The 234-nt window shown below is 72.2% G+C and carries 1 pseudogene; it reads right to left on the minus strand.

The window, feature by feature from the left end:
- Positions 1-27: 27 nt before the first annotated feature.
- Positions 28-234 (minus strand): annotated as a pseudogene (locus tag SB816_RS35150) (DNA primase); the annotation flags it as partial.

Genomic DNA, 234 nt, shown 5'->3' on the forward strand with positions numbered 1-234 from the left:
CTGGATCGCGACGGTCGCACCGCGCTACGGCTTGCGGTAGTAGTCGCACGCGACGGACATCACGTCGGACAGCGCGGCCGCCACCGAGTTCGACACCGGCGCCGGATAGTCGCCACCGCCGCCGCCCGCACCGCCGCGCATCGACGGCTCGTGCGGCACGGTCAGCCCGACCGACTGCGCGAGCTCCTGCACGGCTTCCGGGAAGGTCAGCCCCGCGTGCTCCATCAGAAAGCC

The sequence above is a fragment of the Achromobacter sp. SIMBA_011 genome (genome assembly GCF_046535435.1).
In the GTDB taxonomy this organism is placed as follows: Bacteria; Pseudomonadota; Gammaproteobacteria; order Burkholderiales; family Burkholderiaceae_B; genus Achromobacter; species Achromobacter dolens.